This window comes from Stenotrophomonas maltophilia group sp. msm4, from assembly GCF_032025605.1.
Taxonomy (GTDB): domain Bacteria; phylum Pseudomonadota; class Gammaproteobacteria; order Xanthomonadales; family Xanthomonadaceae; genus Stenotrophomonas; species Stenotrophomonas sepilia.
On the sequence record NZ_JAVSKK010000002.1, the window covers coordinates 34,590 to 56,395 of the forward strand.

Annotated in this window: 19 protein-coding genes and 1 riboswitch; of the genes, 11 read left to right on the forward strand and 8 right to left on the reverse strand. The window is 67.4% G+C overall.

The window, feature by feature from the left end:
* Nucleotides 1-3: 3 nt before the first annotated feature.
* Together ROV93_RS09250 and ROV93_RS09255 are read right to left on the reverse strand one after the other, a co-directional pair.
* Nucleotides 4-1,614 (reverse strand): carboxyl transferase domain-containing protein, encoded by a 1,611-nt coding sequence (locus ROV93_RS09250; protein WP_065196009.1) that lies wholly within the window; start codon nt 1,612-1,614, stop codon nt 4-6.
* A gap of 10 nt (nt 1,615-1,624) precedes the next feature.
* Complete coding sequence (locus tag ROV93_RS09255; RefSeq protein ID WP_072167315.1) at nt 1,625-2,788, reverse strand: isovaleryl-CoA dehydrogenase; 1,164 nt, start codon at nt 2,786-2,788, stop codon at nt 1,625-1,627.
* A gap of 158 nt (nt 2,789-2,946) precedes the next feature.
* Between ROV93_RS09255 and ROV93_RS09260 the strand changes: the two genes are divergently transcribed.
* The 3 genes from ROV93_RS09260 (at nt 2,947) to ROV93_RS09270 (ending at nt 5,934) form a co-directional block, all read left to right on the forward strand.
* Nucleotides 2,947-3,564 carry a TetR/AcrR family transcriptional regulator gene (locus tag ROV93_RS09260; protein WP_072167314.1) on the forward strand — a complete coding sequence of 206 codons (618 nt, stop codon included), beginning with the start codon at nt 2,947-2,949 and terminating at the stop codon, nt 3,562-3,564.
* A gap of 197 nt (nt 3,565-3,761) precedes the next feature.
* A complete protein-coding gene (locus tag ROV93_RS09265; protein WP_005407662.1) occupies nt 3,762-4,280 on the forward strand; it encodes a c-type cytochrome in 519 nt (172 codons plus the stop codon).
* Nucleotides 4,281-4,488: 208 nt separating this feature from the next.
* Nucleotides 4,489-5,934, forward strand: a complete 1,446-nt coding sequence (locus ROV93_RS09270; protein ID WP_072167313.1) for an ExeM/NucH family extracellular endonuclease — start codon at nt 4,489-4,491, stop codon at nt 5,932-5,934.
* 223 nt (nt 5,935-6,157) lie between these two features.
* Here the strand turns inward: ROV93_RS09270 and ROV93_RS09275 are convergent, their stop codons facing one another.
* A complete protein-coding gene (locus tag ROV93_RS09275; RefSeq protein ID WP_072167312.1) occupies nt 6,158-7,015 on the reverse strand; it encodes a hypothetical protein in 858 nt (285 codons plus the stop codon).
* A 43-nt stretch (nt 7,016-7,058) separates the two neighbouring features.
* On the opposite strand from ROV93_RS09275, the gene ROV93_RS09280 reads away from it, so the two are divergent.
* The 4 genes from ROV93_RS09280 (at nt 7,059) to ROV93_RS09295 (ending at nt 13,022) form a co-directional block, all read left to right on the forward strand.
* On the forward strand, nt 7,059-7,730 hold the full coding sequence (locus tag ROV93_RS09280; RefSeq protein ID WP_072167311.1) for a CocE/NonD family hydrolase: 672 nt from the start codon (nt 7,059-7,061) through the stop codon (nt 7,728-7,730).
* Entirely contained in the window at nt 7,727-8,827 is a 1,101-nt protein-coding gene (gene zapE / locus ROV93_RS09285) for a cell division protein ZapE (RefSeq protein ID WP_061480271.1), read from the forward strand. Before ROV93_RS09280 ends, zapE begins: the two co-directional genes overlap by 4 nt.
* A 625-nt stretch (nt 8,828-9,452) precedes the next feature.
* Nucleotides 9,453-11,855 (forward strand): ribonucleoside-diphosphate reductase subunit alpha, encoded by a 2,403-nt coding sequence (locus tag ROV93_RS09290; protein ID WP_072167310.1) that lies wholly within the window; start codon nt 9,453-9,455, stop codon nt 11,853-11,855.
* 147 nt (nt 11,856-12,002) lie between these two features.
* Nucleotides 12,003-13,022, forward strand: coding sequence for a ribonucleotide-diphosphate reductase subunit beta (locus tag ROV93_RS09295; RefSeq protein ID WP_005420683.1), 1,020 nt, complete (start codon nt 12,003-12,005; stop codon nt 13,020-13,022).
* 139 nt (nt 13,023-13,161) lie between these two features.
* Here the strand turns inward: ROV93_RS09295 and ROV93_RS09300 are convergent, their stop codons facing one another.
* The gene (locus ROV93_RS09300) at nt 13,162-13,797 is read right to left on the reverse strand and encodes a LysE family translocator (protein ID WP_072167309.1); all 636 of its coding nucleotides are present in this window, start codon (nt 13,795-13,797) and stop codon (nt 13,162-13,164) included.
* 90 nt (nt 13,798-13,887) lie between these two features.
* Here ROV93_RS09300 and ROV93_RS09305 point away from each other — a divergent pair, with 90 nt between their 5' ends.
* The 3 genes from ROV93_RS09305 to ROV93_RS09315 all read left to right on the forward strand — a co-directional run bounded on the left by ROV93_RS09305 (nt 13,888) and on the right by ROV93_RS09315 (nt 16,399).
* A complete protein-coding gene (locus tag ROV93_RS09305; RefSeq protein ID WP_021203756.1) occupies nt 13,888-14,289 on the forward strand; it encodes an acyl-CoA thioesterase in 402 nt (133 codons plus the stop codon).
* 43 nt (nt 14,290-14,332) lie between these two features.
* Complete coding sequence (locus ROV93_RS09310; protein ID WP_072167308.1) at nt 14,333-15,139, forward strand: NAD-dependent protein deacetylase; 807 nt, start codon at nt 14,333-14,335, stop codon at nt 15,137-15,139.
* A gap of 159 nt (nt 15,140-15,298) precedes the next feature.
* Nucleotides 15,299-16,399, forward strand: coding sequence for an NADH:flavin oxidoreductase/NADH oxidase (locus ROV93_RS09315; RefSeq protein WP_072167307.1), 1,101 nt, complete (start codon nt 15,299-15,301; stop codon nt 16,397-16,399).
* A gap of 3 nt (nt 16,400-16,402) precedes the next feature.
* Here ROV93_RS09315 and ROV93_RS09320 read toward each other — a convergent pair whose 3' ends face one another.
* A complete protein-coding gene (locus ROV93_RS09320; RefSeq protein WP_072167428.1) occupies nt 16,403-17,314 on the reverse strand; it encodes a LysR family transcriptional regulator in 912 nt (303 codons plus the stop codon).
* Between the two features lie 114 nt (nt 17,315-17,428).
* Between ROV93_RS09320 and purU the strand changes: the two genes are divergently transcribed.
* A complete protein-coding gene (purU, locus tag ROV93_RS09325) occupies nt 17,429-18,280 on the forward strand; it encodes a formyltetrahydrofolate deformylase (RefSeq protein WP_061480748.1) in 852 nt (283 codons plus the stop codon).
* A 287-nt stretch (nt 18,281-18,567) separates the two neighbouring features.
* Here the strand turns inward: purU and pncA are convergent, their stop codons facing one another.
* The 3 genes from pncA to ROV93_RS09340 all read right to left on the reverse strand — a co-directional run bounded on the left by pncA (nt 18,568) and on the right by ROV93_RS09340 (nt 21,778).
* Nucleotides 18,568-19,194, reverse strand: a complete 627-nt coding sequence (pncA, locus tag ROV93_RS09330) for a bifunctional nicotinamidase/pyrazinamidase (protein WP_072167306.1) — start codon at nt 19,192-19,194, stop codon at nt 18,568-18,570.
* 56 nt (nt 19,195-19,250) lie between these two features.
* Nucleotides 19,251-19,922: an epoxyqueuosine reductase QueH gene (locus ROV93_RS09335; protein ID WP_180890597.1), complete on the reverse strand. Its 672-nt coding sequence runs from the start codon at nt 19,920-19,922 to the stop codon at nt 19,251-19,253.
* Between the two features lie 138 nt (nt 19,923-20,060).
* Nucleotides 20,061-20,275: riboswitch (cobalamin riboswitch) on the reverse strand.
* Between the two features lie 93 nt (nt 20,276-20,368).
* The gene (locus ROV93_RS09340; protein ID WP_072167305.1) at nt 20,369-21,778 is read right to left on the reverse strand and encodes a nicotinate phosphoribosyltransferase; all 1,410 of its coding nucleotides are present in this window, start codon (nt 21,776-21,778) and stop codon (nt 20,369-20,371) included.
* Nucleotides 21,779-21,806 lie beyond the last annotated feature (28 nt).

Consider the following 21,806-nt stretch of genomic DNA (forward strand, 5'->3'; position numbering starts at 1 on the left):
GGGTTACATGCGGAACACGCCGAAGCGCGTCTGCTGCGGGGCGGCGTTGAGGCTGGCCGACAGCGCCAGCGCCAGCACCCGGCGGGTGTCGGCCGGATCGATCACGCCGTCGTCCCACAGGCGTGCGCTGGCGTAGTACGGGTGGCCCTGCTGCTCGAACTGATCGCGGATCGGTGCCTTGAACGCGTCTTCCTCCGCTGCCGGCCACTGGCCGCCCTTGGCCTCGATGCCATCGCGCTTGACCGTGGCCAGCACGCTGGCGGCCTGTTCGCCACCCATCACGCCGATGCGCGCGTTCGGCCACATCCACAGGAAGTTCGGCGAGTATGCACGGCCGCACATGCCGTAGTTGCCGGCACCGAACGAGCCACCGATCACCACGGTGAACTTGGGTACCCTGGCGCAGGCCACCGCCATCACCAGCTTGGCCCCGTCCTTGGCGATACCACCCTGTTCGTACTTTCGACCGACCATGAAGCCGGTGATGTTCTGCAGGAACACCAGCGGGATGTTGCGCTGGGTGCACAGCTCGATGAAGTGCGCGCCCTTCAGTGCCGACTCGGAGAACAGGATGCCGTTGTTGGCGATGATGCCGATCGGGTAGCCGTTCAGATGGGCGAAGCCGGTGACCAGCGTTGCGCCGTAGCGCGGCTTGAATTCGTCGAAGCGTGAGCCATCGACCAGCCGCGCGATCACTTCGCGTACGTCGTAGGGCTTGCGCGTATCGGCCGGGATCACCCCGTACAGTTCGTGTGCCGGCAGCAGCGGTTCCTCGGGCGCCTGCACCGCCATGGCCGGTTCCGGCTTGCGCCAGTTGAGCTGGGCGATGATCGCGCGCACCCGTGCCAGTGCCTGCAGGTCGTTGTCGGCCATGTGGTCAGCCACGCCGGAGATGCGCGTGTGCACATCGGCACCACCCAGTTCCTCGGCCGTCACCACTTCGCCGGTGGCCGCCTTCACCAGCGGCGGGCCGCCGAGGAAGATCGTGCCCTGCTCGCGCACGATCACCGTCTCGTCGCTCATCGCTGGCACATAGGCACCACCAGCGGTGCAGCTGCCCATCACGCAGGCGATCTGCGGAATGCCCTGTGCCGACAGGTTGGCCTGGTTGTAGAAGATGCGGCCGAAATGGTCGCGGTCGGGAAAGACTTCGTCCTGCAGCGGCAGGAACGCGCCACCGGAATCGACCAGGTAGATGCACGGCAGGTGGTTCTGCTCGGCGATCTCCTGCGCGCGCAGGTGCTTCTTCACCGTCATCGGGTAGTAGGTGCCGCCCTTGACCGTGGCATCGTTGGCCACGATCACGCATTCCACGCCACTGACGCGGCCGATGCCGGCCACTACGCCAGCGGCCGGCACGGTGTCTTCGTACATGCCGTGCGCGGCCAGCGGCGCGATTTCCAGGAACGCGCTGCCCGGGTCGAGCAGGGCGTCGATGCGGTCGCGCACCAGCAGCTTGCCGCGCGCGGTGTGCTTGGCGCGTGCGGCTTCGCTGCCACCCAGCGCGGTGCGGGCGAGGGTGGCATGCAGGTCGTCGACCACGGCCTGCATGGCCGCGCGGTTGCTTTCAAACGTTTCGCTGCCCGGTTGCAGCTGGGTGCTCAATACGGTCATCGCAGTGGCCTTACAGGGTGCGCTGGAACAGTTCGCGGCCGATCAGCATGCGGCGGATCTCGGACGTGCCGGCGCCGATCTCATACAGCTTGGCATCGCGCCACAAGCGGCCGGTCGGGTATTCGTTGATGTAGCCGTTGCCGCCCAGGATCTGGATCGCCTGGCCAGTCAGCCAGGTGGCCTTCTCGGCGGCGTACAGGATGGCACCGGCGGCGTCCTGGCGGGTGGTGCGGCCCTGGTCGCAGGCGCGTGCCACGGCATAGACATACGCGCGGCAGGCACCCAGGCCCACGTACATGTCGGCGATCTTGGCCTGGATCAGCTGGAAGCTGCCGATCGGCTCGCCGAACTGGTGGCGCTCGTGCACATACGGCATCACCACGTCCATGGCCGCGGCCATCAGGCCCAGCGGGCCACCGGACAGCACCACGCGCTCGTAGTCCAGGCCGGACATCAGCACGCGCACGCCACCGCCAACCTGGCCCAGCACGTTCTCTTCAGGAATCTCGCAATCCTGGAACACCAGCTCGCAGGTGGGCGAAGAACGCATGCCCAGCTTGTCCAGCTTCTGCGCGGTGGAAAAGCCCTTCATGCCCTTCTCGACCAGGAACGCGGTGATGCCCTTGGCGCCGGCCTCCATGTCGGTCTTGGCGTAGACCACCAGCACGTCGGCATCCGGGCCGTTGGTGATCCACATCTTGTTGCCGTTGAGCACGTAGCGGTCGCCGCGCTTGTCCGCGCGCAGCTTCATCGACACCACGTCCGAACCGGCGCCCGGTTCGCTCATCGCCAGCGCGCCCACCCTGGCGCCGCTGCACAGGTCGGGCAGGAAGCGCTGCTTCTGTTCCTCGTTGCCGTTCTTGCGCAGCTGGTTCACGCACAGGTTGGAGTGCGCGCCATAGGACAGGCCGATGCCGCCGGAAGCGCGCGAGATCTCTTCCATCGCCACCACATGGGCCAGGTAGCCCATGCCGGTGCCACCGTATGCTTCTTCCACGGTGAGGCCCAGCAGCCCCTGTTCGCCCAGCTTCGGCCACAGGGCCAGCGGGAACTGGTTGCTGGCATCGGCCTCGGCGGCCAGCGGCGCGACCTCGGCGGCGGCAAAATGGGCCACGCTCTGGCGCAGCAGGTCGATGTCTTCGCCAAGATCGAAGTTCAGGGATGGCACGTGCATTGTGGTGGCTCCACGGCGGGATGGCAGGAATGGACGCACCCGGCGGGGGAGTGGGCGGCGGTCTGCAGGACCGTCACCTACACGGGCGATGGCCCCAGCGTAGCGGGGTTCGGGTAAGAAGTGAATACGAATTCAAAAATTGAAACTAGAATCAGAACATGGCCTATAAACGCTCTGCATTGATGGAAGAACGCCTGGCGGGCGCCCGAGAACGGATCCTGCTGGCCACCCGCGCGCTGGTCGCCACTGGCGGCTGGCGCAATGCCCCGGTGACGGCCGTGGCAACCCAGGCGGGGGTGTCCACCGGCCTGATCTACCGGCATTTCCCATCCAAGGCGGAGCTGTTCGTGGAAGTCCTCAATGCCGCCGTGGCCCACGAGGTCGCGATCATGGAGCGGATCGCCAGTGGCCCGGAGGCGGCCAGCGAGCGGCTGCGGCTGGCGATCACCGCCTTCGTCCGCCGTGCCCTGGCCGGGCCGGGGCTCGCGCACGCCTTCATCGTCGAACCGGTCGACCCGGATGTGGAAGCCGAGCGCATGCGCGGTCGTCGCGCATTCGGCGACGTGTTCCTGCGGCTGGTGGAGGAGGGCGTGTCGGCCGGTGAGCTGCCTGCGCAGGACGCGCATGTGGCCGCCGCCTGCCTGGTGGGTGCCTTCACCGAAGCGATGGTCGGCCCGACCGCACCCAGCCGCGAAGCGCACCGCGACGAAGACGCGCTGGTGGATGCGATCTGCAGCTTCTGCCTGCGCGCGATCGGCGCCCCGGCAATCCGGTAGCGCCGGCCGCTGGCCGGCTTCTGCACGATCCATCTGGCAGGAGGGTGATGCCGGCCAGCGGCCGGCACTACCGGGTGGGCATGCTGCGCCGCATCAGCAGTGACGCCTGTTGTCGCACGCAAAGTGCGTTCTATACTCGGCCCATCACGCAGTCGCTCAGCCGTGGTCCAACGACTATCAGCCAGGGGTAACGAAGAGTGCGGAATTACGATCTGGAGTTCCTGAAACGCTTCTCCATGGTGATCGCGCTGCTGGCGACCATCACCCTCGGCCTCATTCTCCTTGCCGCCTACATCCACACCCGGATTCCGCCCGAGGTGTCGCCGACCGCGGCCAAACGCACCGAACAGCGCATCTCGCCCACCGGTGCAGTCTATGCCGGCAGCACCGGCGCCGCCGCGCAGGCTGCCGCCAAGGCCGCCGCGCTGGCCAAGGCCGCGTCGCAGGTGGCCTACGGCGGCACCAAGGATGGCAAGGTGATCTTCGACAACCTGTGCACCGCCTGCCACACCACCGGCGTGGGCATGGCACCGACGCTGGACCATTCGCACTGGGACAAGCGCATCGCGCAGGGCAAGGACACGCTCTACAAGCATGCCATCGAGGGCTATACCGGCCCCGACGGCGGCATCATGCCGCCCAAGGGCGGCAACCCGGCCCTGACCGAGGAGCAGATCCACGCCACCGTGGACTGGATGCTGGGCAACCTGAAATAGCCGCCGCAACGCGCCGCTTCCTGTAGAGCCGAGCCCGCGCTCGGCTGCTCTGCGCGCGGTGTGGCCAGGTGCAGCCGAGCATGGGCTCGGCTCTACGATCCCCCGGCTTTGCCCACCGAGGCCTGATCGCTCATATGCCCCCGCTGCGCAGGCGGCGTTTCGCATTTCAGGGTTAGTCTGTGCGCCTCTTCCATGGAGTCGCCCGTTGATGCGCCGCCGTTCCCTCGCCCTTGCCCTGTCCCTGCTGCTGCCGGCCGGCGCCTTTGCCCAGGCCCAGCCGCAGGCCGCACCGGTCGCGCCACCCTCCGCCGCGCGCAGCAGCGCCACCGTGGTGCTGACCGCCGCGCCGGCCGACTGGCGCGCGCTGGATGGCCAGCGGGTGCGCATCGCCGCACCGCTGACCCTGGCCGGTACCGACGGCCTGGAGCGCTTCGGCCAGCTCACCGTAGCCTTCGATGGTCGCCTCTGGCAGCCGACCGAAGTGGCCGCGCCGGGTACTGCCGGCTATGAGCAGGTGATGGCCGACAACCAGCGCCGCCGCCTGGTGCTGGAAGATGGCCGTGATGCCCGCGATCCGGCCAGCGTGGCGTACCTGCCGGGCAGCCCGGTGCTGCGCACCGGCATGCAGCTGCGCGACGTGCAGGGCATCGTGCGCATGGACGCGCAGGGCCATCCGCGCCTGCAGGTCGAAGGTGTGCTGAAACTGCCGGAACTGAAGCGTCCGGCGGTGCCGACGGTGCCAGGCAGCCTGCACGTGGCGGCCTTCAACCTGGAGAACTTCTTCAACGGTGACGGCCAGGGCGGCGGCTTCCCGACCCTGCGCGGCGCCCGCACGCTGGACGAGCACAAGGCGCAGGTGGCCAAGCTGGTCGCCACGGTCAACGCGCTGGGTGCCGACGTCGCCGCGCTGATGGAGCTGGAGAACGACGGCTACGGCCCGCAGTCGGCCATCGCCGAACTGGTCGATGCGCTCAACCGTCACCGCGGTGCGCAGGGCGACTGGCGCTTCGTCGATGCCGGCAACGGCCCCGGCGACAACCCGATCCGGGTCGGCATCATCTACCGCAGCTCACGCCTGCAGCCGGTCGGCACGCCGGCCACGTTGACCGGCGGCCCATTCGTCGAGCACAGCCGCGTGCCGCTGGCGCAGGCCTTCCAGGGCAAGCAGGGCGCGCCGTTCGTGGTCGTGGCCAATCACTTCAAGTCGAAGGGCTGCCGCGACGCAAGCGGCGCCGACGCCGATCGCAACGACAACCAGGGCTGCTGGAACGCCACCCGCGTGGCCTCGGCGCAGCAGCTGCATGCCTGGCTGCAGACGGATCCGACCGGTACCGGTACAAAGGACGCGGTACTGCTCGGCGATTTCAATGCCTACGCGATGGAAGATCCGATCCGCACCCTGCACGACCTGGGCTGGCAGGACGCGTTCAAGGTCGCCAAGGCCGAGCATCCCTACAGCTACGTCTACAACGGCTACACCGGCCGCCTCGACCACGCGCTGCTGAGCCCGGCCATGGCCAGGCGCCTGCGCGGTGCCGCCGAATGGCACAGCAACGCCGACGAGCAGGACGCCAGCGGCTACCAGGGCCGCAATGTGCAGGGCCCGTGGCGCAGCTCCGACCACGACCCGCTGCTGCTGGGCTTCGACAGATAGGGTTCGCCGGGGATCTGCTCTGGGAGCGACCTTGATCGGCACGGATCCTGCTGTTGCTTTTGATCTTCCATTCCGCCTTCAAGCGAGCCGAGCGTCGCAGGGTACCGGTGCACAGCACCGGCTCGCGGCTGGCGGCGCGTTTCTTTTGGTCACTTTTCTTTTCGCGCGAAAAGAAAAGTGACATCCCTCCGCGGGCGCGGAAATGGCACGCCGCGACCAATGCTCACCCCCAGGCGATCAAGCCGATCGCCAGCACCGCCAGCGCCAAACCGGCACGGTTCCACTTCGTGGTGGTTTCGCCGAAGGCAAACACGCCCACCAGTGCACCCAGCACCACCACGCCGATGTTCATGCCTGCGAACACAGTGGCCGGGTTGTCCGGCATCGACTGGTGCGCATGCACATAGAACAGGATGTTGCCGCCATTGAGCAGGCCCAGCAGCGCGCCCGCGCCCAGGTTCCGCCAGGCCAGCCGGCTGCGGCCACGCGCATGCCGCCACAGCTGCAGGGCCAGCATCAGCACGAAGGCTACGCTGAAGCTGGCCAGCACCGCCGCCATCGACGGCGTGCCCGACAGCGCCACCTGCTTGAGCAGCACGTCCACCACCGCAAACCCGGCCCATACCCCCAGCAGCCAGCCCCAGCCACCGGGTGAGGACGCCACCGCCGGTCCGCGCGGGCGCAGGCTGATCGCCACCATGGCGACCAGGCCCAGCGCCAGGCCGACCAACTTCCACGGCGTCGCGGTCTGGCCGAAGAACAGGAAGGCGGCAGCCAGTGACAGCAGCAGCGACAGGCGCTGTGCCACATCGCTGCGCACGATGCCGGCCACCGCCACCGCGCGGCCCAGCACCAGGAAGATCGAGGGCAGCACCACCGCCAGCGCCAGCAACGACAGCCACGGGGCATGTGGCGCGCGCAGCGCATCCAGCGGCGGCTGCAGCACCGCGGCGGTGAGCGTTGCCGCCACCAGATAGTTCCAGGTGACCATCTGCGAGACATCCAGCTGGCGGCGTCCAGCCACCTTCAACACCCCCGAAACCAGCACGCTGCAGATCACGGCCAAAGACAGGTAGAGCATGGGGCGGGCACAGGGCAGGGGCGGGGGACGGTATCATGGTGCCATGCACAAGCCCTCGTTCCCCGTCGCCCCCGGCGAAACCGCCTGTCTCCAACTGGATGGCCCGGCCGGCCCGCTGGAAGTGGTCGTCGACCTGCCCAAGGCCGACGCGCCGGTGCAGCCGATCGTGGCCATCGTCTGCCATCCGCTGTCCACCGAAGGCGGTACCCTGCACAACAAGGTGGTCACCATGACCGCCACCACCCTGCGCGAGCTGGGCATCGCCACGGTGCGCTTCAACTTCCGCAGCGTCGGCGCTTCGGCCGGTACCTTCGATGGCGGCGTGGGCGAGCAGGATGACCTGAAGGCGGTCGCCGCCTGGGTGCGCAGCCAGCGCCCGCACGACCGGCTGTGGCTGGCCGGTTTCAGCTTCGGTTCGTTCGTTTCGCTGAGGGCCGCTGCCGCGCTGCAGCCGGAGGCGCTGATCTCGATCGCGCCACCGGCCGGCCGCTGGGACTTCGATGGCATCGTACCGCCGGCGCGCTGGCTGGTGATCCAGGGCGAGCAGGACGAGATCGTCGACCCGCAGGCTGTCTACCAGTGGCTGGACACGCTGGAGTTCCCGCATGAGCTGGTGCGCATGCCCGAGACCAGCCACTTCTTCCACCGCAAGCTGATCGACCTGCGCGGCGCGCTGACCCACGGCGTGAAGCACTGGCTGGGCGCGGCGGCATGAGTGCAACCGAGCTGACCCCGTCGCAGCGGTACGCGGAAGGGGTCGCCCGTGGTGACTGGCAGGACGACCCGGCCCAGCATGCAGCGCTGGCCGAGCTGGACCGCATCCACCTGGGCCTGCTGGACAGTGCCGAGGACGGTTGGCTGGACCGCCTGTCCGCGTTCTGGAAGAAGCCCGAGCCGGTGAAGGGCCTGTACTTCTGGGGCGGCGTCGGCCGCGGCAAGACCTTCCTGGTCGACCTGTTCTACGACGGGCTGCCGATCAAGCAGAAGTACCGCACGCATTTCCACCGCTTCATGCGCAGCGTCCATGAGCGCCTGCGCGAGCACCAGGGCCAGAGCGACCCGCTGGCGAAGATCGCCCAGGAATGGCGCAGCAACCTGCGCGTGCTGGTGCTGGACGAGTTCTTCGTCACCGACATCGGCGATGCGATGCTGCTGGCGCGGCTGCTGGAGCGCCTGTTCGCCGAGGGCGTGACCCTGGTCACCACCTCCAACACCGCAGTGGAGAACCTGTACCTCAACGGCCTGCAGCGTGAGAGCTTCCTGCCGGCCATCGGCCTGCTGCAGCGCTTCTGCGTGGAGCTGTACGCAGAAGGCACCGAGGACTACCGGATGCGCGCGCTGACCCGCTCGCCGGTGTACCGCGCACCGTTGGCCGCCGACAGCGACGACTGGCTGGCCACGCGCTGGAGCGAACTGAGCGGCGGCCAACCGGCCAAGCCCGGCAACATCGAGATCGAGGGCCGCAAGATTCCGGTCCGCGGCCGCGGCAAGAGCATCGCCTGGTTCGATTTCGCCGCGCTGTGCGAGGGCCCGCGCGGGCCCTCGGACTACATCGAGATCGCGCACGAGTTCAACACGGTGCTGCTGGGCGGCATTCCCGCCTTCGATCGCCTGAACGAGGATGCCGCGCGCCGCTTCGTCAACCTGATCGACGAGTTGTACGACCGCCACGTCAACCTGGTCTGCACCGCCAGCACCTCGCCGGTCGAGCTGTACACCGGCCAGCGCCTGCAGGGCGCGTTCGAGCGCACCGCCTCGCGCCTGATCGAGATGCAGAGCGCCGAGTACCTGGGCACCCCGCACCGGGCGTGAGGGGGCCTGAGGGCGTGCGTTGCCGGCCAATGGCCGGCACGACCACCCCGGAATTCCGGTAGTGCCGGCCGCTGGCCGGCAATGATCGGGGGGGAGGGCGCAACGGCGTTTCCCTGCGGCCACTCCTCCGGCCCGGCCGACACATGCGGCCTCGCGTCGCTGCCTGGCGGGTGATCCCGACGTCCACCGGATGCCCACCACCTATCCACAGGGTTGTCCCTAGCCAGTTTCATCACTGTCATGTGAAGCTGTCATTGTTCCGTTTCCGCGGTGCGTTGTGCCACCGCAGTGACGCCTTTCGGGCTTGACTGCGCAGCCCGTTCCGGCAGGTCTGAAGCGTCTGATCAGGGCGCCGATGGCACGATCCTTGCGGCGCAAGGGATTGCCGAATTTCACTACATTTGGCGTTGACGGACCCCATTACCCCCACTATCTTGTGGCCGTCGGTCGCCGCAACCCCACGGCTGGGGGTTGGCCGCAGTCTCCATTGGCGATCGTCAACGGCAGTGGCAGGCGCAGGGTCTCATCCCCTGCGACGCCGTCCTGCCATCCTGGGCCGTCATGTCCCGGGCTGCGTCACCCCGATGCATCGAGCACCCCCAATCACGCCAAGAGGACATACGCCGTGAGCACCGAATCCAGCGCCACCATCGAGAAGGAAAGCGAATTCCTGTTGACGTCGCCGCCGACGGCCAACGCGATGAGTGTGACCAAGCGCAACGGGACCACCGAGCTGGTGGACCTGAACAAGATCGTGCGCGCGGTGCAGCGTTCCTCCGAAGGCCTGCACGCCGTTGACCCGATGCGCGTGGCCACCCGCACCATTTCCGGCCTGTACAACGGCGCCACCACCCGCGAGCTGGACGAACTGTCCATCCGCACCGCCGCCCTGCTGATCGGTGAAGAGCCCGAATACGGCCGCCTGGCTGCGCGCCTGCTGGCCAACTACATCGCCAAGGAAGTCTCCGGCCAGGAAATCTACGCCTTCTCGCAGTCGGTCAGCCGTGGCCATGAAGTCGGCCTGATCAACGACCGCCTGCTGAACTTCGTGCAGACCAATGCACGCAAGCTCAACGACGCCATCGACATCTCGCTGGACCTGAACTTCGATTACTTCGGCCTGCGTACCCTGTACGACCGTTACCTGCTGCGCCATCCGCACACCCGCAAGGTGATCGAGACCCCGCAGCAGTTCTTCCTGCGCATCGCCAGCGCGCTGAGCGAGGACGTGTCCGAGACCCTGGCGCTGTACAAGCGCATGGGCAACCTGGACTACCTGCCGTCCAGCCCGACCCTGTTCAACTCCGGCACCACCCACGAGCAGCTGTCCTCGTGCTTCCTGCTGGACTCGCCGCAGGACTCGCTGGAGTCGATCTATGCCAAGTACGGCGACATCGCCCAGCTGTCGAAGTTCTCCGGCGGCATCGGCGTCAGCTACACCCGCGTGCGTTCGCGTGGCTCGCTGATCAAGTCGACCAACGGCCACTCCAACGGCATCGTGCCGTGGCTGAAGACCATGGATTCGTCCGTGGCCGCGGTGAACCAGGGCGGCAAGCGCAAGGGCGCAGCCTGCGTGTACCTGGAAACCTGGCACGCCGACATCGAGGACTTCCTCGAACTGCGTGACAACACCGGTGACGAAGCCCGCCGTGCGCACAACCTGAACCTGGCCAACTGGGTGCCGGACCTGTTCATGAAGCGCGTCGAGGCCGACCAGGAATGGTCGCTGTTCGATCCGCGCGTCGTGCCGGAGTTCACCGACCTGTTTGGCGAAGCCTTCGAGGCTGCCTACCTGCAGGCCGAAGCCCAGGGCAAGGCCAGCCGCACCATCCCCGCGCGCAAGCTGTACGCCCGCATGATGCGTACGCTGGCCGAGACCGGCAACGGCTGGATGACCTTCAAGGACAAGTGCAACCGCGCCAGCAACCAGACCCTGCGTCCAGGCAACGTGATCCACCTGTCCAACCTGTGCACGGAAATCCTGGAAGTCACTTCCAACGATGAAACCGCAGTGTGCAACCTGGGTTCGATCAACCTGGGCAACCACTTCGACGAGCACAACGAGTTCGACTTCGACAAGCTGGCCGAGACCGTGCGCCTGGCCGTGCGCCAGCTCGACCGCGTCATCGACCTGAACTTCTACCCGATCGAAACCGCCCGCCGCGCCAACCTGCGCTGGCGTCCGGTCGGCCTGGGCTGCATGGGCCTGCAGGATGTGTTCTTCCGCAAGCGCCTGCCGTTCGACAGCGCCGAAGCCCGCGCGCTGTCGAAGAAGATCGCCGAAGCGATCTACTTCCACGCGCTGGAAACCTCCTGCGAGCTGGCCCAGGAACGCGGCAAGCACCCGTCGTTCAACGACACCCGTGCCGCCAGTGGCGAACTGCAGTTCGACGCCTGGAACGTGGTGCCGGAAGACACTGCGCGCTGGGATGCCCTGCGTGAGCGCATCAAGGAACACGGCCTGCGCAACTCGCTGATGATCGCGATCGCGCCGACCGCGACCATCGCCTCGATCGCCGGTTGCTACGAGTGCGTCGAGCCGCAGGTGTCCAACCTGTTCAAGCGCGAGACCCTGTCCGGTGACTTCCTGCAGGTCAACCGTTACCTGGTCAACGAGCTGAAGAAGCTGGGCCTGTGGACGCCGGAAATGCGCGATGCCATCAAGCTGGCCGAAGGCTCGATCGCCGGCGTGGCGCAGATCCCGGAAACGCTGCGCGAGGTCTACCGCACCGCGTGGGAACTGCCGATGCGTTCGCTGATCGACATGGCCGCCGAGCGTGGCGCCTTCATCGACCAGTCGGCCTCGCTCAACCTGTTCATGGAAAGCCCGAACATCGGCGCGATGTCCTCCATGTACATGTACGCCTGGAAGCAGGGCATCAAGACCACCTACTACCTGCGTTCGCGCCCGGCCACCAAGATCGCCAAGACGACGGTGAGTGCCGCCGCACCGGCCAAGGTGTTCAGCCCGGACGAAGCCATCGCCTGCTCGCTGGAAAACCCGGAAGCCTGCGAGGCCTGCCAGTAACACGCCGCGCGGTGGGTGCCGACCGTTGGTCGGCACTCGAACACCTCGCACCTGTAGAGCCGAGCCATGCTCGGCTGCAGCACGGAAACACCAAGGTAGCGCCGGGCCATGCCCGGCGTTTTGACCCGAGAATTCAAGGAAACACCCATGGCCGACAAGCCCAAGCAGATGCTGCTCGATCCCGGTTTTGAACTGACCCTGCGCCCGATGCGCTACCCGCAGTTCTATGACATGTACCGGAATGCGATCAAGAACACCTGGACGGTGGAAGAGATCAACTTCCAGATCGACATCACCGACCTGCACAGCAAGATGTCGCCGGGTGAGCGCCACCTGATCCACCGCCTGGTCGCGTTCTTCGCCACCGGCGATTCGATCGTGTCCAACAACCTGGTGCTGAACCTGTACCAGCACTTGAATGCGCCGGAAGCGCGCATGTACCTGTCGCGCCAGCTGTATGAAGAAGCACTGCACGTGCAGTTCTACCTGACCCTGCTCGACAACTACCTGCCGGATCCGGAAGAGCGCGCCAAGGCGTTCTCGGCGGTGGAGAACATCGACTCGATCAAGAAGAAGGCCGATTTCTGCTTCAAGTGGATCGACTCGATCCAGGACCTGACCCGCATCGAGACCCGCGAACAGCGTCGCCAGTTCCTGCTCAACCAGATCTGCTTCGCCGCCTGCATTGAAGGCCTGTTCTTCTTCGCTGCGTTTGCCTACGTGTACTACTTCCGTTCGCGCGGCCTGCTGCCGGGCCTGGCCTCGGGCACCAACTGGGTGTTCCGCGACGAAAGCGCGCACATGGAGTTCGCCTTCGAGTCGGTGCGCGTGGTGCGTGAGGAAGAGCCGGACCTGTTCGACGACGAGATGAAGCAGCAGGTCTACGACATGTTGGCCGAAGCCATCGAATGCGAAGTGCAGTTCGCCGAGGACGTGCTGTCCGGCGGCGTGGCCGGCATCTCGACCCGTGACATGCGCCAGTACCTGCAGCATTGTGCCGATCAGCACTTCGCCAAACTGGGCATGGAAAAGAAGTACAACGTGCGCAACCCGCTGCCGTTCATGGAACTGCAGGACGTGCAGGAACTGACCAACTTCTTCGAACGCCGCGTCTCGGCCTACCAGGTCGGCGTGCAGGGCGAAGTCGCCTTCGACATGAACTTCTGATCGAACCGGTCAGGCCTTTCGCAACGAAAAACCCCGGCCAATGCCGGGGTTTTTTGTTGCGCGCCTGGCTTTTGTAGAGTCGAGCCGTGCTCGACTGCTGTTCGCAAGAAAGTCGAGCATGGCTCGACTCTACAAAGCGCTAGCGCCGTCCTTCCACCGCCATGCGCACCGCCAGCCCGGCCAGCACCGTACCCATCAGCCAGCGCTGCACCCTCTGCCAGGTGGGGCGCGCGGCCAGGAAGCCGGCGATGCTGCCGGCGGCCAGCGCGATCAGGCCGTTCACGCTGACGCTGACCAGGATCTGGGTGCAGCCCAGCACGATCGACTGCATCAGCACACTGCCTTCGCTGTCCGGATGCAGGAACTGCGGCAGCAGCGACAGGTACATCACCGCCACTTTCGGGTTCAGCAGATTGGTCAGCAAGCCCATCGTGAACAGTCTGCGCGGGCTGTCCTGCGGCAGCTCGCGCACCGCGAACGGCGAACGGCCGCCGGGCTTCAGCGCCTGCCACGCCAGGTACAGCAGGTACAGCGCGCCACCGATGCGCAGCGCCTCATAGGCGAACGGCACGGTCATCAGCAGGGCGGTGATGCCCAGTGCCGCGCACAGCATGTAGAACACGAAGCCCAGCGCCACCCCGCCCAGCGAGATCAGCCCGGCGAGCGGCCCTTGGCAGATCGAGCGCGAGATGACGTAGATCATGTTCGGCCCGGGCGTGAGCACCATGGCCAGCGAAACCAGCGCAAAGGCCAGCAGGTCGGAAAGTGCGGGCATGGGCGGTCCTGGCAGTGGGCGTGGCGCAGTGTAGCGTCGCCTGCACGGGGCCTGGCTTAAAATTGACGGACCCCACACCGAAGCCCCCCCATGACCCCGATCCCCGAGACCGTGCCGCCCACCGAAGTGCGCATGGCCGAAATCGTCTTCCCCAACCACACCAATCACCTCGGCACCCTGTTCGGTGGCCAGGCATTGGCGTGGATGGACAAGGCCGCCTTCCTGGCCGCCGCCCGCTATTCGCGCCGCACCGTGGTGACCGCGCGCAGCGACCAGGTCGACTTCAAGCTGCCGATCCGCATCGGCCAGATGGTGGAAACCATCGGCCGCATCGTCGAAGTCGGGCGCAGCTCGATGAAGGTCGAGGTGGAACTGGTCGCCGAGGACCTGCACAGCGGCGAGCGCAAGCTGTGTACCCGCGGCCACTTCGTGATGATCGCGCTGGACGAGGACGGCCACCCGATCGCGGTGCCGCCGCTGCCGGCCGCCTGAGCCGGCGCTTGCACGGGCGCTGCGGCGCCCCCATCTGGCAGCCATGACCTCGCCGCTGACCGACTTCATCGACCGCGCCCAGCGCCTGTTCGTGCTGACCGGCGCCGGTTGCAGCACCGCCTCGGGCATTCCCGACTATCGCGATACCGACGGCCAGTGGAAACGCACGCCGCCGGTGACCTACCAGGCGTTCATGGGCGAAGCGGGTACCCGCCAGCGCTACTGGGCGCGCAGCCTGCTGGGCTGGCCGCGCTTCGGCCTGGCCCGGCCCAACGGTACCCACCAGGCCCTGGCCGCACTGGAAAACAGCGGCAAGCTGCAGCTGCTGCTGACCCAGAACGTGGACGGCCTGCACCAGCGCGCCGGCAGCCACAAGGTGATCGACCTGCATGGCCGCCTGGACCGGGTGCGCTGCATGGGCTGTGAGCGCCGCAGTGGCCGCGAGGATTTCCAGCAGCGGCTGCTGGACGCCAATCCGGGCTGGGATGCGCTGGAGGCCGGTATCGCGCCCGATGGCGATGCCGATCTGGAGACCGATTTCTCCACGTTCGTGGTGCCCGATTGTCCGTACTGCGGCGGCCTGCTGAAGCCGGATGTGGTGTTCTTCGGCGAGAACGTGCCGCGTGAACGGGTGGCGGCGGTGCACGATCACCTGCAGCAGGCCGACGCCGTGCTGGTGGTGGGCTCGTCACTGATGGTCTATTCCGGCTTCCGCTTCGTGCAGGCGGCCGCGAAGGCAGGGTTGCCGGTAGCGGCGCTGAACCGAGGCCGCACCCGAGCCGACGACCTGCTGTTGTTCAAGGATGAGCGGGACTGCGCTGAAGCGCTGGCCACGTGGGCTGCGCGCTGAGCCGAGCACGGGCTCGGCTCTACAAGGGGCGAGGGCTTCTGTAGAGCCGGGCGCACGCTCGGCTGCTGCAGGTCACGCGAAACAGCGATCCATCCAGATGGTTGATCCGCGAGCCGCGCAGCGGTGCAATACGCACCCCCTACGTCGTTCATCACCGTCTTGAGCCAGCTGTTCTCGCCGATTTCGTTCGGCCCCCTGACCCTGTCCAACCGCATCGTCATCGCGCCGATGTGCCAGTACTCCGCCGAGGACGGCCGCGCCAGCGACTGGCACGCCATGCACCTGGGCAACCTGGCGCAGTCCGGTGCCGGCCTGCTGATCCTGGAAGCCACCGCCGTCGAACCGCGCGGCCGCATCAGCTGGGCCGACCTGGGCCTGTGGGACGATGGCACCGAGGCCGCGCTGGCACAGGTGCTGGCCAGCGTCCGCCGCTGGTCGCCGATGCCATTGGGCATCCAGCTCGGCCACGCCGGTCGCAAGGCCTCGGTGAAGCGCCCGTGGGACGGCGGCGGCCAGCTGCCGGCCGATGATGCGCGTGGCTGGGCCACGGTGGCGCCGTCGCCGCTGCCGTTCCATGCCGCCGATCCGGCACCGCAGGAACTGGACGAGGCCGGCATCGCCGAGGTGATCGCCGCCTTCGCCGCCAGTGCGGTGCGCGCCGAGCGCCTGGGCTTCGAGCTGATCGAGCTGCATGCCGCGCACGGCTACCTGCTGCACCAGTTCCTGTCGCCGCTGAGCAACCGCCGCACCGATGGCTATGGCGGCTCGCTGCCGAACCGCCTGCGCCTGCTCGTGGAAGTGTTCGACGCGGTGCGTGCGGCGGTATCGGACAGGATCGCCGTGGGCGTGCGCATTTCCGCCAGCGACTGGGTCGAGGGTGGCTGGGATCTGGTGCAGAGCGAAGCGCTGGCCCAGGTGCTGGATGCGCGCGGCTGCAACTTCCTGCACGTTTCCAGCGGTGGCCTGGACGAGCGCCAGAAGATCACCGTCGGTCCCGGCTACCAGGTGCCGTTCGCCGCGGCGATCAAGGCCAAGGTACGCATGCCGGTGATCGCGGTGGGCATGATCACCGAACCGGAGCAGGCCGAATCGATCCTGCGCCATCGCCACGCCGATGCGGTAGCGCTGGCACGCGGCATCCTCTACGACCCGCGCTGGCCGTGGCACGCTGCTGCCGCATTGCGCGACAGCGTGGAACCGGCGCCGCAGTACCTGCGCTGCGAGCCGCGCGAGGCGCGTGGCGTGTTCAAGGCGCGCTGAGGTTCACACCCGCCAGGCCGGCGCCATGCCGGCCTGCAGGTGCTCGAACAGCGCGCGGATCTTGGCGGTGAAATCGCGGCGGTCGCTGACGCAGAAGTAGACCTCCATCGGTTCCGGGCGCCACGCGGTGTCGGCGCCGAACACCGCCTGCAGGCGGCCATCGCGCAGGTACGGCTCGGCCACGAATGCGGCGAGCCGGGTGATGCCGGCACCGGTCGCCGCCAGCGTCGCCAGCGCATCGATGTCATCGCAGACCATGCTCGGTGGCAGCGCGGCGTCCACGCGCTGGCCGTCCTTCAGCAGACCCCAGCGCAGCGGTCGGCCATCGGTGGGGAAGCGGTGCAGCAGCCCGCGATGGCGACCCAGTTCGGCGGGTTCCTGCGGCGTGCCATGGGCCTGCAGGTAGGCTGGCGCGGCACAGAACACGAACGGCACGCGCGCCAGCTGCCGTGCGACGACGCCGTCTTCCAGCTGCGCGCCGATGCGGATGCTGGCATCCACCGCCTCTGGACCATGCTGCACGGCGCGGTCGGTCAGGCGCAGCTCCAGCTGCAGTTGCGGGTAGCGCTGCTGCAGTGACGGCAGCAGCGGTGCCAGCACGTGGCGGCCGAAGGCGCTGCTGCTGGCGATGCGCAGGGGCCCGGCCGGTTCGATATCACCGGCAGTGACCCTCGCCTGCGCGCGCGCCAGGTCGCCCTCGATATGGCGCACCTGCGCCAGGTACAGCGCGCCGGCCTCGCTGAGGGCGAGTTGGCGCGTACTCCGGTTCAGCAGCCTTACGCCCAGATGCGCCTCCAGCCGGTGGATGTTCTGGCCGACTGCGGTGGCGCTGATGCCAAGGATGCGGGCCGCAGCGGCAATGCTGCCGGTCTCTGCGGTGCGGGTGAAGCTGCGGATCAATTGCAACAGGTTCATGACCGGCCAGCTTGCCACGGGATCGGCCAAGTATCGCTTGGGACAGAACCAAGCCCTTCGCTTGCATCGGTGACCATCGCTCCGATCGACACCCTGCTGCCCTACACTGTGGCGATGCGCCCCGACTCCATCCTCACCCTGTCCTGCCCCGACCGTACCGGCATCGTCTACCGTGTGTCCGGCCTGTTGTTCGACCACGGCTGCAACATCCTCGACGCCCAGCAGTTCGGTGACGAGGAGAGCGGCCGCTTCTTCCTGCGCGTGCATTTCGACCGCGACGCCGGCCTGCCGCTGGAGACCGTGCATGCCGCGATGGCCAAACTTGCCGAAGGCTTCGGCATGGACTGGCAGCTGCATGACGGCCGCCGCCGGGCACGCCTGCTGGTGCTGGTCAGCAAGCAGGGGCATTGCCTCAACGACCTGCTGTTCCGCGCCCACAGCGGCCAGCTGAAGGTCGACATCGCGGCAGTGGCGTCCAACCACGCCGACTTCGCGCCATTGGCCGCGTCCTACCAGGTACCGTTCCACCACCTGCCAGTGACCGCCGATACGCGTGCGGTGCAGGAGCAGCAGATCATCGACCTGGTCGAGCGTGAGCGCATCGACCTGGTGGTGCTGGCGCGCTACATGCAGATCCTGTCACCCACGCTGTGCCGTGCGCTGGCCGGCCGTGCGATCAACATCCACCACAGCTTCCTGCCCAGCTTCAAGGGCGCGCAGCCCTATCACCAGGCGCACGCGCGCGGGGTCAAGATCATCGGTGCCACCGCGCACTACGTCACCGAGGATCTGGACGAAGGCCCGATCATCGAACAGGACGTGGCCCGCGTCGACCACGCCATGGCGCCGCGCGAGCTGGTGCGGCTGGGCAGCGACACCGAATCGCTGGTGCTGGCACGCGCGGTTCGCCGCCATGTGGAGCACCGCATCCTGCTCAATGGGCACCGCACGGTGGTGTTCCGGTAATCGCCCATCCCGCGTCCGCCGGGCATGGCCCGGCGCTACCACGGGTGCTATCCGGTAGTGCCGGCCGCTGGCCGGCAACTGCAGGGATCTCTGCAGTTGCCGGCCAGCGGCCGGCACTACCGAATCCTGATTTCATCCAATGAAAAGCCCCCGGTTCGGCCGTCCCGCGATCTGTAGGGGGCGTAGTTAGGGGGCTGGATGAATCGATTGTGTTGTTGTGGGCAGGAGCGCGAAAGCGGCATAAGCGACGTGCGCGGTAGCGCCGGGCCATGCCCGGCGGTCACGCCTCAGGCGATCGCGATCCCTGCCTTGCCCAGCGCTTCGCGCACCATCGCGTCGTTGGCCTCGGTCACCGGCCGGGTCAGGTCCCACAGGAACTTCACCCGGAAGCCGGATTTCACCGCGTCCTGCGCGCTCCACAGCACGCAGTAGTCGCGGGCCAGACCGCACACGTGCACCTCGCGGATGCGGCGCTCATGCAGCCAGCCGGCCAGGCCGGTGGCCGGGCGCTCGCCATCGGGGCCGTGGTTCTCGCGGAAGGCGCTGTACGAGTCCACCTGTGGGCGGGTGCCCTTGCGCAGGATCAGGTCGGCCACGGTCCAGTCCACGCCCGGGTGCAGGTCGGCACCCGCGCTGCCCTGCACGCAGTGGTCCGGCCACAGGGTCTGCGGCTGCGCGTGCAGCAGGATGGTTTCGAACGGTCGCTTGCCGGGGTGCTGGCTGGCGAACGAGGCGTGGTCGGCCGGGTGCCAGTCCTGAGTCGCCACCACGGTGCGGTAGCGACGCTGTGCCAACAGATCGCCAATCGGTGTTACCAGCGCATCGCCCTGGTCGCAGGCCAGCGCACCGCCGGGCATGAAGTCCGGCTGCAGGTCGATCACCAGCAGGGCGACATCGGCGGGCAGGGCGGTCATGGCAGGTCCACTACAACGTAAAGGAGTGACCAGCGTGGCCGCCTCGGCGGCACAGGTCAATCGCCCTGCGGCGCCTCAGCGTCCTGCCCGTAGTACAGCAGGCCGATCCGGATCCGCTCGCGGCCGTTCTCTCGGCGATGGCGGTTGGCATCGCGCAGCGAGTACACGCAGCCGCAGTACTCCTGCTGGTAGAACTGCTCGCGCTTGCTGATCTCGATCATGCGGCTGGCACCGCCGCCCTTGCGCCAGTTGTAGTCCCAGTACTGCAGGCCTTCATAGCGCGACGCCGCACGGATGCCGCAGTCGTTGATCTGCGCCATGTTCTTCCAGCGCGAGATGCCCAGCGACGAACTGATGGTGTCGTAGCCGTGCTCGTGCGCGTACAGCGCGGTGCGTTCGAAACGCATGTCGAAGCACATCGTGCAGCGGATGCCGCGCTCGGGCTCGTTCTCCATGCCACGCGCACGGCTGAACCAGTTGTCGGTGTCGTAGTCGCAGTCGATGAATGGAATGCCGTGCTGCTCGGCGAAGCGGATGTTCTCCTGCTTGCGCAGCTCGTACTCCTTCACCGGGTGGATGCTGGGGTTGTAGAAGAAGATCGCGTAGTCGATCCCGGAAGCGGTGATCGCCTCCATCACTTCGCCCGAGCACGGCGCGCAGCACGAATGCAGCAGCAGGCGTTTGCCATCGGCGGGCAGGGTCAGGGTGGGGCGTTGGAACTCGGTCATCGTGGCGTGCGTCAGGGCGTGGGAGCGGTCTGGCCGGTTACCGTGAACAGGACGCGCGCGGCCACGCCGCCTGCACATGCAGGCTGGCGATGGCCCCGGCACCCTCCCCGCGGAGAGTCCAGGTCGAATCAGGGGACGGTCGTGTCCCCCGGCCGGGGCCGGTATTCGGGCTGATGGACACGGGCCGCAGCCCACCTACTCCCTGCCGCTTCCCAGGCGCGAGCCCAGTGCTGTTGGCAGGATTCGTTTCCATTCACCGCTGCGGGGCAGCTCCGGAATGGGCGCACGAAGCGCCTTCACCGGATTCCCGTTTAACTCCCTGCCGCCATCCAGCCACGGCAGGGATACCTTCGGCGTGTGCAAGGTGGACCTGTTGGCTGCAGGGGTCAAGGCCCGGGGTCGGATCCCCGTTGCCCCGCAACGGGCCCTGCCCCCCGCAAATGCCTTCAGCGCCCCGCTGCGGCCCGGGCCCGGATGTCGTCCAGCCGCTGGTCGTGCAGCAGGCGCCCGTTCTCCCACACGGTCACCATTGCATCCTCGAAGCCGGTCGGCAGCGCCTCGTCACCGCTGGGAGGCAACGCCACCGTGTGCAGGCTGCCGTCATCCAGGCGCCGCAGCAGGCGCATGCGGCCACGCTTGCTGGTCTTGCCGGCATCGGTGACCGGATCCTTGTAGACGTCGATCCACGCACCCTCGACCCGTGCTGCCGAGCACTTCAGCGCGAACTTCTGGGTGTCGCGGTCCAGCCGCTGCAACAGCGCGCCGCCCATGCCGAAGGCCACGTTGTCGGCCGAATAGCCGTCGCCGGTGATGCGCTGCAGGATGGCGCGGATCGTATCCGGGTTGATGCCATCGCCCTGGATCACCCGCACGTGGTTGAGTACGCGGTAGCCCTTGCCGTTGAGGGTGTGGCCGAACGCTTCATCCAGCCGGCGCAGGCTTTCGGCCACCACGTCCACCGGGTCACCCGAGTCGGGGCGGATGACCAGGGTGGCGCCCGAAGCGATCACTTCATCACGCAGCGTCGTGCCCCAGTGCTCACTGATCGCGCGGTAGATGTCATAGCTGTCCGACACCACTGCCACGATCGCGCCCGGCTTGCCGAACTGGCGCAGCATGTTGCGGTAGGCGTCCACTTCGCGCTCGCGGCCCCAGCTGGTGATGGTGCTGTGCTCGGCGGCAGGAATCGAATAACCGGCCATTGGCGCGTGATAGTGCGCGCGGGCCAGGCACAGGGCCGATACAGTGTCGGTGCCGAGGAAGTTGACCAGGTGTGCGGCACCGCCCAGCGCGGCCGATTCCAGGCTCGATACACCGCGGGCGCCGAAGTCGTGCAGCTTGAACGGCAGCTGCCCCTGCGGATCGTCGCTGGTCTGCTGCAGGAACGCAGCAATGGTCTGCCGTGCATGCCAGCTGATGGTGGCCACGGTGACCGGGTACCACACGCGCAGCAGCAGTGTTTCCAGGTACGACGGCACCCAGAACGCAGCCGGGTCGGTCGACTCGACGGTCATCAGTGCCTGGTGGGTGGGTACCACGCTGCCCTCGGGCACGGCACGGATGCGCACCGGCAGGTGGCCGCCGAGCCGATCGACGATATCGCGCCAGCCGGCTTCGTTGAACGGCTCGCCATGGGCGGCGAATACCGCAGCAGCGTCGTCGATGTCAGCGTGGGTGACCGGCCGTGCCAGCGCGTCCTTGAGGATCGCCTGCAGGCCGAAGAACACCGTGCGATCGTGCAGGCCGCCACGTGATTCCACGTAGAAGAACGTGGCATCGGTACCCGGCGGGTACTGCAGCCAATGGCTGGCCTTGTAGCTGTCGGTGTTGAGGAGAAGGTTATCGAGGTAGTGCATGACGGAAGCTCCTTCGCGTCGAGTGACA

Excerpts from the sequence above, each read along its gene's own strand:
- ROV93_RS09250 (WP_065196009.1), bottom strand. The coding sequence starts at position 1,614 with ATGACCGTATTGAGCACCCAGCTGCAACCGGGCAGCGAAACGTTTGAA.
- ROV93_RS09255 (WP_072167315.1), bottom strand. The coding sequence starts at position 2,788 with ATGCACGTGCCATCCCTGAACTTCGATCTTGGCGAAGACATCGACCTG.
- ROV93_RS09260 (WP_072167314.1), top strand. The coding sequence starts at position 2,947 with ATGGCCTATAAACGCTCTGCATTGATGGAAGAACGCCTGGCGGGCGCC.
- ROV93_RS09270 (WP_072167313.1), top strand. The coding sequence starts at position 4,489 with ATGCGCCGCCGTTCCCTCGCCCTTGCCCTGTCCCTGCTGCTGCCGGCC.
- ROV93_RS09275 (WP_072167312.1), bottom strand. The coding sequence starts at position 7,015 with ATGCTCTACCTGTCTTTGGCCGTGATCTGCAGCGTGCTGGTTTCGGGG.
- ROV93_RS09280 (WP_072167311.1), top strand. The coding sequence starts at position 7,059 with ATGCACAAGCCCTCGTTCCCCGTCGCCCCCGGCGAAACCGCCTGTCTC.
- zapE (WP_061480271.1), top strand. The coding sequence starts at position 7,727 with ATGAGTGCAACCGAGCTGACCCCGTCGCAGCGGTACGCGGAAGGGGTC.
- ROV93_RS09295 (WP_005420683.1), top strand. The coding sequence starts at position 12,003 with ATGGCCGACAAGCCCAAGCAGATGCTGCTCGATCCCGGTTTTGAACTG.
- ROV93_RS09300 (WP_072167309.1), bottom strand. The coding sequence starts at position 13,797 with ATGCCCGCACTTTCCGACCTGCTGGCCTTTGCGCTGGTTTCGCTGGCC.
- ROV93_RS09305 (WP_021203756.1), top strand. The coding sequence starts at position 13,888 with ATGACCCCGATCCCCGAGACCGTGCCGCCCACCGAAGTGCGCATGGCC.
- ROV93_RS09310 (WP_072167308.1), top strand. The coding sequence starts at position 14,333 with ATGACCTCGCCGCTGACCGACTTCATCGACCGCGCCCAGCGCCTGTTC.
- ROV93_RS09320 (WP_072167428.1), bottom strand. The coding sequence starts at position 17,314 with ATGAACCTGTTGCAATTGATCCGCAGCTTCACCCGCACCGCAGAGACC.
- purU (WP_061480748.1), top strand. The coding sequence starts at position 17,429 with ATGCGCCCCGACTCCATCCTCACCCTGTCCTGCCCCGACCGTACCGGC.
- pncA (WP_072167306.1), bottom strand. The coding sequence starts at position 19,194 with ATGACCGCCCTGCCCGCCGATGTCGCCCTGCTGGTGATCGACCTGCAG.
- ROV93_RS09335 (WP_180890597.1), bottom strand. The coding sequence starts at position 19,922 with ATGACCGAGTTCCAACGCCCCACCCTGACCCTGCCCGCCGATGGCAAA.
- ROV93_RS09340 (WP_072167305.1), bottom strand. The coding sequence starts at position 21,778 with ATGCACTACCTCGATAACCTTCTCCTCAACACCGACAGCTACAAGGCC.